The sequence below is a fragment of the Kosmotoga sp. genome, from assembly GCF_982836095.1.
In genome coordinates, this window is sequence record NZ_CEYIHJ010000063.1 from 833 (window position 1) to 9,366 (window position 8,534).

11 protein-coding genes and 1 pseudogene are annotated in these 8,534 nt (G+C 40.1%); 1 reads left to right on the forward strand and 11 read right to left on the reverse strand.

Going from position 1 to position 8,534, the window contains the following annotated elements:
* From AC3LHT_RS05635 to rpmB, 5 genes and pseudogenes are all read right to left on the reverse strand, one after another.
* A pseudogene (locus AC3LHT_RS05635) lies at positions 1-296 on the reverse strand (D-alanine--D-alanine ligase); the annotation flags it as partial.
* Between the two features lie 4 nt (positions 297-300).
* Positions 301-2,526 (reverse strand): type I DNA topoisomerase, encoded by a 2,226-nt coding sequence (gene topA, locus AC3LHT_RS05640; RefSeq protein WP_488662229.1) that lies wholly within the window; start codon positions 2,524-2,526, stop codon positions 301-303.
* Positions 2,527-2,537: 11 nt separating this feature from the next.
* Positions 2,538-3,581 (reverse strand): 3'-5' exoribonuclease YhaM family protein, encoded by a 1,044-nt coding sequence (locus tag AC3LHT_RS05645; protein ID WP_290644377.1) that lies wholly within the window; start codon positions 3,579-3,581, stop codon positions 2,538-2,540.
* Positions 3,578-4,675 (reverse strand): alanine racemase, encoded by a 1,098-nt coding sequence (gene alr, locus AC3LHT_RS05650; RefSeq protein ID WP_488662230.1) that lies wholly within the window; start codon positions 4,673-4,675, stop codon positions 3,578-3,580. The genes AC3LHT_RS05645 and alr overlap by 4 nt, the downstream gene beginning before the upstream one ends.
* Before the next feature lie 51 nt (positions 4,676-4,726).
* Positions 4,727-4,918 carry a 50S ribosomal protein L28 gene (gene rpmB, locus AC3LHT_RS05655; protein WP_290644373.1) on the reverse strand — a complete coding sequence of 64 codons (192 nt, stop codon included), beginning with the start codon at positions 4,916-4,918 and terminating at the stop codon, positions 4,727-4,729.
* A gap of 201 nt (positions 4,919-5,119) precedes the next feature.
* On the opposite strand from rpmB, the gene AC3LHT_RS05660 reads away from it, so the two are divergent.
* The gene (locus AC3LHT_RS05660) at positions 5,120-5,770 is read left to right on the forward strand and encodes an HAD family hydrolase (RefSeq protein WP_290644371.1); all 651 of its coding nucleotides are present in this window, start codon (positions 5,120-5,122) and stop codon (positions 5,768-5,770) included.
* On the opposite strand, the gene AC3LHT_RS05665 is transcribed toward AC3LHT_RS05660, so the two are convergent.
* The 6 genes from AC3LHT_RS05665 to AC3LHT_RS05690 all read right to left on the reverse strand — a co-directional run.
* A complete protein-coding gene (locus AC3LHT_RS05665) occupies positions 5,748-6,062 on the reverse strand; it encodes a DUF190 domain-containing protein (protein ID WP_488662231.1) in 315 nt (104 codons plus the stop codon). The two genes, AC3LHT_RS05660 and AC3LHT_RS05665, sit on opposite strands and share 23 nt — an antisense overlap.
* A 13-nt stretch (positions 6,063-6,075) precedes the next feature.
* Positions 6,076-6,453, reverse strand: coding sequence for a fluoride efflux transporter CrcB (crcB, locus tag AC3LHT_RS05670; protein WP_290644367.1), 378 nt, complete (start codon positions 6,451-6,453; stop codon positions 6,076-6,078).
* Positions 6,450-7,100: a deoxynucleoside kinase gene (locus AC3LHT_RS05675; RefSeq protein WP_290644365.1), complete on the reverse strand. Its 651-nt coding sequence runs from the start codon at positions 7,098-7,100 to the stop codon at positions 6,450-6,452. The genes crcB and AC3LHT_RS05675 overlap by 4 nt, the downstream gene beginning before the upstream one ends.
* Positions 7,097-7,720 carry a deoxynucleoside kinase gene (locus tag AC3LHT_RS05680; RefSeq protein WP_290644363.1) on the reverse strand — a complete coding sequence of 208 codons (624 nt, stop codon included), beginning with the start codon at positions 7,718-7,720 and terminating at the stop codon, positions 7,097-7,099. The genes AC3LHT_RS05675 and AC3LHT_RS05680 overlap by 4 nt, the downstream gene beginning before the upstream one ends.
* Positions 7,717-8,181, reverse strand: a complete 465-nt coding sequence (locus AC3LHT_RS05685; protein ID WP_290644361.1) for a molybdopterin-binding protein — start codon at positions 8,179-8,181, stop codon at positions 7,717-7,719. The genes AC3LHT_RS05680 and AC3LHT_RS05685 overlap by 4 nt, the downstream gene beginning before the upstream one ends.
* 14 nt (positions 8,182-8,195) lie before the next feature.
* The coding region (locus tag AC3LHT_RS05690; protein WP_488662232.1) for an alpha-1,6-glucosidase domain-containing protein at positions 8,196-8,534 on the reverse strand (339 nt) is incomplete at its 5' end.

Below are 8,534 nucleotides of genomic sequence, written 5' to 3' on the forward strand. Positions count from 1 at the left end.
TTTTTATTAAAGCAAATTGCGCTTGTAAGAGTGCTTGAACCAGTGTATTTCATCCCCATCAAGTCGAAGAGAGACTGAATCTTCCCATCTTCACCAAAATTCCCATGTAATGCTATAAAAGCGAGGTCATGCCTCTTCAATTCCGTAAGGGAAGCCAAATTGCTTCTTTTCAAGTCAAAAAGAGTCACCTGGTATCCAAGCCTTTTGAGCGCTCTGGATACTCTTTGACCACTTATCAAGGAGATTTCTCTTTCCCGGGAAACTCCGCCATAGATAACGAGAATCTTTTCTTTCATGTTTTCACTCTTTTATTTCCTTCTTGCAGTTTTCACAATAAAGAACTCTTTTCCCGCCTTTTTTCACCAGATACACAAGCGCTTTGCCACAATCAGGGCATTTTCGCCTAGCCGGTTCGTTCCAGAACAATTCACCACATGAGGTGCACTTGAAATATGTTTTTCCCTTCTTGCTTCGCAATTTAGCAACTTTACCACCGCAAATAGGGCATGGTGTATTAATAGTCACGTTTCGGGTATATTTACATTTTGGATACGAAGAACATGCGATGAATTGCCCGTATCTTCCATTTCTAATGACCAGGGGAGCGCCACATTCCGGGCATTTCTCATCGATGAAGGTCTCTTTGCTTTTTTCTGTTTCTACATGTTCAGATAGCAAAACCTTCCCGTTGAGCAAAGGTGCGGTTAGTTCCATATTTAATTTTTCACTTTTACCGCAAGAGGGGCACTTCAAATAACCACCATATCGGCCAAAGGCGATATTCATCTCATTGCCGCACTGACACTGCCTATCAGTAGGATACAGCAATTTTAATTCCCCTGATTTTATAGCCTTTGTAATTTTTGAAAGGTCTTGAGAAAAATTATCATAGAATTCCCTGATTATCTCTTTCCACTGTTTGTTAGATTTTTCGATTTCATCAAGTTCAGCCTCCATATTTGCCGTGAATTTTTCGTCTATTATTTCTGGAAACCCTTTACCGAGAAAATCAGCCACAATACTTCCAAGAATAGTTGGAATAAGCTCGCGTTTTTGTTTTACCACATACTTCCGATCGAGGAGCGTGGAAATGATAGTGGCATACGTCGAAGGTCGACCTATACCTTTTTTCTCAAGTTCCTTAACCAGCGATGCCTCTGTAAATCTAGCTGGTGGGGTGGTTTTATCTTCTTCCCAGAGTATCTTATCGGCTTTGAATTCCGCCCCAACCGGTAAGGAAATGTCTGAAATCTCCTTTTCTGATTTCTTTGAATAGAGCTTTTCAAAACCTGCAAACAGCAGTTTTTCTCTTGTGTACTTGAAGATATATTTGTTATTTTTGTCAGCGATTTTTGTTTCCATAACCTCATATTCGGCAGGAGCCATTTGAGAAGCTATAAACCTATTCCATATAAGCTGATAAAGCTTCAAATGATCACCACTAAGAAGGCCAGCTTGCTTTACAGATTCCGGGCTTTTTTCGGGATATGTTGGCCTTATTGCTTCATGAGCATCCTGTATGTTTTTTTTGACCTTCTTTGGTTTGCTTTTGGTGCCTATATAATCGTCTCCGAAATGCTCCCTGATCAAAGCTTTGGCTTTCTCCTGCGCTTCAGCGGAAACCCTCGTTGAATCGGTTCGCATATAGGTAATAAACGCAATGGTGCCTTCAGCCGTTTCAACACCTTCGTAAAGTTGTTGGGCGACTTTCATCGTTTTCGAAGCACTCCAGCCAAGTTCATTTATTGAGGCTTGCTGTAACGTCGAAGTTATGAAGGGGGCTGGTGGCTTTCGTAGGCTTTTTCTTTTCTTCTGATCCATAACATAAAGTGTTAACCCCGAAAGCTCTTTAATTACCTGTTCTCTTCTTTCAGGGCTTGTTATGGATTTGTTGGTGAATTTCTTACCATCGAGTTTGATCAGAGGGATCTTCTTTCCCTTATATTCGAGAAAGATCTTATAAAAAACATGAGATTTGAAAGCCGCTCTTTTGCTTTCTAATTCTGCGATAAACTTCAAGGCAACTGATTGAACTCGACCAGCACTGAGACCGCGCTTTATGGATTTCCAAAGCAAGGGGCTCAATTTATAGCCGACAATTCTATCGAGAACACGCCTTGCGACCTGCGCGTTAACTTTGTTGGAGTCGATTTTTCGAGGAGATTCAACGGCCTCTTTTATGACCTTTTCAGTAATTTCGCTAAAAACTACCCGATTTTCATCATTTTCTGGAAGATTCAATATCTTGGAAAGGTGCCACGCAATTGCTTCACCTTCCCGATCCATATCTGAAGCGAGGAGGACTCTCTTGCCTTTAGCAAGCTTTTTCAATTCATTAACCACTTTGGTCTTGTTCTTGAGAATTTCGTAGCTGGGTTCAAAGGTTTTCAGATCTACGCCAAATTCCGAGGCTGGCAGATCTCGCACGTGCCCTTTTGATGAAGCTACTTCATATCCATTGCCGAGATACCTTGCAATGGTTTTCGCCTTTGCAGGCGATTCTACGATTACAAGTGTTTTAGACAAAATACCACCTCTTATATCATGTCACGGTTTTTCATGTAAATTCTTCTATTCAAAAAGCGATCGTAATTGCTCCAACCATTTCCAGTGCCGTTGTACTCACGGTTTTCTATTTCTCTAAACTGTGCAATTTTCGAGTCAAGGTTATCTGCCATATGTAATACCATTGCTTCTGTTGTTTTTGGGACTACAGGAGATCCCCAATCCATTTCACCATGATGCGAAAGTATGAGATGCTTCAATTCCGTTTTAAGGTTGTTTGGAAAGTCCGGGATTTTTTCTATACGTGAGCTTACCATTTCCAGTCCGATAGATATATGTCCCACCAACTCGCCTTCATCGGTTTTTTCGATACCTGAACTTCCGATCCCATACTCTTTTATTTTCCCAATATCGTGTAAAACAGCTCCAGAAATCAGCAAATCTCTATCTATTGATTCAGGATATTTCATTGATAAAAAATCGCAGAGCTCGGCCACTGATAAGGTGTGTTCAAGTAATCCACCTTTGTAAGCATGATGTACCTTTACGGCAGCGGGTGCATTTATAAAAGCTCTTATAAAAGCTTTGTCTTCTTCAAAGAAGATCTTTAGCAACTTTTTCAAGTAATCATTCTTTAAATTTTCCACATATGCAAGCAATTTGTCAAACATCTCGTTTACATTGCGCTTGGTAATAGCCAAAAATCTTTGGACGTCATACTCGCCTTCTTCTAATAGTGATAGTCCTTTTTGTGAGTCGAGATTCAGTTGCAGCCTTTCATCATAAATGACAACCTTTCCACGTGTTCTGACAACCGCACCTATGGGAATTGTCGTGTTGTTTTCCTCAGCATTGTGCCAGTCTATCGCTCTTATCGCTCCGGTTCGGTCACTCAGAGTTAGCAAGAGAAATTTCTTTCCGTCTTTGGCTTCCTGGAGCCTCTTCGAAATTACTTTGAGATCGGTAGTAACAGTCATTCCAGGTTTCATTTCAGAGACGAAGATTTTTTCTTTTCCGCCGGCAGCATGGTTTAACAAACTTTTTGCGTCTTCGCCCAGTATATCTCTAAGTTTCATGTTAAATTCTCCCTTCTGAGATAGATCCTTGGTACTCTGGAGGTTATAGCACACGTTATCTCGTAGTTTATAGTGCCAAGTAGCTTTGCCAATTCCTCTGCGGTAATGTTTTCTTCTCCCTGTGTACCTATTAAAACCACCTCATCACCCATTTTGGGTTTTTGAGGAAGGTGGCTGACATCTACGACGAACTGATCCATGCAAACCCTGCCAATAATCCTGCAGCGCTTTCCGGAAATTAGTACCTCTCCTTTATTGGAAAGGCCTCTATTATATCCATCTCCATAACCAACAGGTATTGTGGCTACTGTCATATCACGTGGCGCAATGAAAGTTCTTCCATAACTAACACTATCACCTTTCTTTATCTTTTTCACATAAGATACAACAGATTTCCAGGTAAGGACAGGCATTAGCTCATCGATGTAAAATTCTTCCGATGGTTGTAGCCCATAACTGGCCACTCCAATTCTGGCGTAGTCAAATATAGATTCATTAAATCGCAGAGCGCCCGCACTATTGGCGACATGTCGTATTTTTATATTAACACGTGCTTTTTTCAGCTCTTCAAGGAATTTCTTATATATTAAGACTTGAGCTAGTGTAAATTGTTCTTTTTTTTCATCAGCCACAGCAAAGTGTGTATAGACGCCTTCCAAATCATAACCAGTTCTTGAAATATCAATTGCCAATTCAAGCGCATTGTTAATGTCTGGTCCCAGTCTTCTCATACCTGTATCCAGATTCAGATGTACCTTTAATCCGGAGGGGATATGCTTTTTAATCTCCTCAAGCTGCCTTCTGCTGTAAATTGTTATGGTGAGTTTATTTTTTAGTGCTTCTACAGCATATCGGGGATTGAAATAGTTGAAAACGAGTATTGGTACTGTAATTCCCGCAGCTCTTAATTCCAGTGCTTCTTCCAGAAAAGCAACAGCGAGTCTATCAACTCCCGATTCAATTGCTGCATGTGATATTTCAACAGCACCATGACCATATGCGTTAGATTTCACAACAGCCATTAACTTTGTTGGGAAGAGCTTTTTTGTGAAGAAAGCTATATTACTTTTATAAGCCGAAAGGTCTATTTCCAAAAATGTATCTCTGCTCAACATGTTGATAAAAAAAGCGCGCCGGGCGCGCTATTAAACTGCTCTCTGTACTTTCCCAGCTTTTAAGCAGCTGGTGCAGACTCTCATTCTCTTAACTTCCCCATTGACAATAACCCTAACCTTTTGTACATTAGGCTTCCACCAGCGCTTGTTCTTCTTGTTGGAATGGCTAACAGTGTTACCTGTTGATGGGGATTTTCCGCAAATTTCGCATACTTTGGCCATTTCAGGTCCTCCTTCCTAATACACTCCCTTACATTATAGTTTAGATACCTCTTTATTTCAACGCATATTTTACCATTAAATTGTTTTTCCATTTAAAGTAACGATGTCATTTGGTTAACAGCCGTTGTCGGTAAAGTTTTTTTGAGACAGAGGAATTTCGTTGTATACTACTTCTGAAAATAATTGTTTGGAGGCGTTGTTATGGTATTTTGTTATCTCTTTGATCTTGATGGGACATTAACCAAAAACACTGATGAAGAATTTATCACGCGGTATTTTGGTTTAATTGCAAAGTATGTAGGGGATCCATTGCAGATGGAGAAGATCAAGAAAGCCATATTCTCATCTCTCGAAGCTTTGAACACTAAGACTGATGGAAGAAACAACTTTGATTTTTTCATGGGCAAATTCACCAAGGAAATGGGTTATGGAAGCCAGGAACGATGGGCTGATTTTTTCATGAAATTCTACAAAACAACATATGATGAGCTCAAGGAGTTTGTTATACCAAGGGGAAAAATGATAGAAGTGTTAGAAAAATTAAAAGAACACGGCCATAAGATAGTTCTTGCTACAAATCCAATATTTCCCTCTATTGCTATTGAAAAAAGGATCTTTTGGATCGGCCTAAATCCAGAGATTTTTGATTACATCACTTCCATGGAGAACAGTTACAACGTCAAACCATCGGAAAAATACTACAGATATATTTTAGAAAAAGTAGATTGCCCTCCGGATAGGAGTTTTATGATAGGCAATGATAGCATACTTGACGGTGGTTGCGTTAAAGCAGGAATTCAGTTTATTGATGTTGCCTCTGTCGATAAAATCATCGATGATATGAAGAACTGACCTTTGAAAGGATTATCAATCCGTCCAGCTCTCTAGCTTTAATCTTATCCGCAAAAGCCTCCAGAAGCGAATAATCATCTATGATTTCTACAATAATGGGCAGATCTTCGCTTAGGGTGAAGAAATCTGCCCTTTTTAAATGGCGCTTCAATCCAAAGCCCAGTATTCCGCGGTATACAGTGGCTCCCTTTAATCCCTCTTTAAAAGCCATCTTCACTATCTCTTCATAGGCGATCTTTCCTCCAAGTCTATCAGCCTCGCCTATATAGATTTTTAAACAACCATACTCCATATGCATTCCCCCATTATAAAGCTCTTCCGACTACGAAACCCAAAAATGCAGCGGTAAAACCGCCAAAGATATTCAACAAGAAATAAGAGCTAAATGCGCTAAAAGATTGCTCCTGTAGAAGTTTTAGACCTTCATAAGCAAATGTGGAAAAGGTGGTAAAGGCTCCCAAAAAACCAGTGGCAAAGAAGAGATAGAAGGCTCTATTCACTTCCGTTTTCTTAAAAGCAAACGCTAAGAATAGCGAGAGGCAAAAGCTACCGATAATGTTTACCGAAACCGTACCTAACGGAAAACTTAGTAATCCGTAACGTTCGTTTATGAGTTTACTGAAAGCATATCTTGCCATAGCGCCGAGGAAACCACCAAAGCCGATTGCCAGGTATCCTGTCATGTTTCACCGTTGAATAAGCTCGACTGAACACCTGCAGAAAGTTTTTTTACAAAATTCGCAATATCCTCCAGTACAAGCTTCTGATCAGCTTTGTTTGCTATAAAATCATATTTGTCGCCATTTATGACAAATTTCTCTGATGCCGTGTAATTGTCAAACCAACTGTTATAAAGCCTATTTAACCGTTCGAGATATTCCGGTTTGATATTGCTTTCATAGCCTCTTCCTCGCATTTTGATGCGTTCAATGAGCGTTGATACTGAACATTTGATATACACCATACCTGCTGGTGTTTTAAGATGATCGGAAAGGGTGTAAAAGGTATCGCGATAAAGGTTCCAGTCTCTTTCATCGATATATCCCATTAAATGAAGGTTTTTAGCAAAGATTTCCACGTCTTCATAAATTGTTCGGTCCTGTATGATTATTTTACCTTCGTCATCCACCCTTTTCAGGAAATCGAAGCGTTTTATCAGAAAGAACAACTGGGAATGAAAAGCCCAATGTTTCATATCAGAGTAAAAATCCTTTAGAAAAGGGTTCTCATCAACTGCTTCATAGACGGGGGTGAAGCCAAGTTTCTTTTCAAGTAATGCTGTGAGAGACGATTTCCCAGCTCCGATATTACCGCAGATGCCAATGATCATGACTGAAATCTCCCTTCTATCAACTCAAAAATATATTTTAGATCCCGTTCATTTTTCACAAAATCAAGATTTGTCGTGTCCACCCTTAAAACCTCTGTATCTTTGAAGTTCTCAAAAAAAGCTTCATATGTATCAGTTAAAAGCTCGATGTAATTTCGGCTCATGCTTCTCTCAAATGGCCTATCTCTCAAGCTAATTCTGGACATCAGCACGTCCACAGACGCATAAAGGTAAATTACGAGGTCTGGTTTAGGAACTTGCTCTCTTAATAGACCGAAGATTCTTTCATAGAGCATTTTCTGTTCGTCTTTAAGTGTTAGAGAGGCAAAAAGATGGTCTTTTTCAAAGATATAGTCTGAGACAATCCCGGCTCCTTCTTTTAACTTCTTGGCAAGGTCAGTCTGCTGGTCAAATCTGCTCAGCAAGAAAAAAAGCTGTGTTTGAAAAGCCCACCTATCCATATCTTCGTAAAATTTCCCAAGAAAGGGGTTTTCTTCGACAACCTCAAGAACCGTGGGGAGGAAATACTGGCGTGATAGATATCTAACCAACGTGGTCTTACCAACCCCGATTACTCCTTCAACAGCAAGGTATTTACCGGTTAATTTTGATAGCATCATAATCTTTTTTTCCTCCACTCATTCAACAAAGTTTTTATAGTATTTAAAACAGGTTCCAGATACCATTCGACGCTTTCCTTCTTTCCGGGGATGGAAAGAACCACCGAGTTGAGTATTGTTCCGGCTGCGCAGCGGTAGCGGGAGAATTCGCGATCCTTTTTTAAGGCATTGTGCACCATTGAAATTTCTAAGCCCTGTGCTCTTTTATCAATGAGCGATAGCACAGCTTCAGTGGCGATATCTTCCCAAAGAAGCCCCGTTCCACCCATTATAATAACCAGTTCGCTATTTCGGGAAGTGGCGAAAATCTCTTCTTTTAAAACACTCATTACGGGTTTCACATCACTTTTGTGAAGAACGTGAAAGTCATATTTTGAAAGAACTTCTTTGCAATATTCAGTTGAACACGCCGAATTCCCACGCTCAGGCTCCATGACCTTTAAAATAGAAGCTGTGTACATGAGTCACCTCCAACTTATTTATACAATACGCAGGCACTCGTGCCCGCAATGTTAATTACACCTTTGACAACTTTCAAGATTCCGTTTCCAGCTTTTTCCTCATTGACAACTTGATTCCAATTGCCGTCGGGTAGCTTGAAAAAAACGGGTGTAGTATTGCCATTGAAAATCACAATAATATCTTTCCATTGGTCGCCAATGGCTTCTCCATCAATCTGGAAAGCCACAACACGCTTTTGTTGTGTAGGGAGAAACACTAGATTATTTATAATATCATCAGCGGTGCGCATCCTAAAGGCTATATGTGCCTTTCTGAGATCGATCAGACCCTTGTAATAAGAAAAAACATCGTA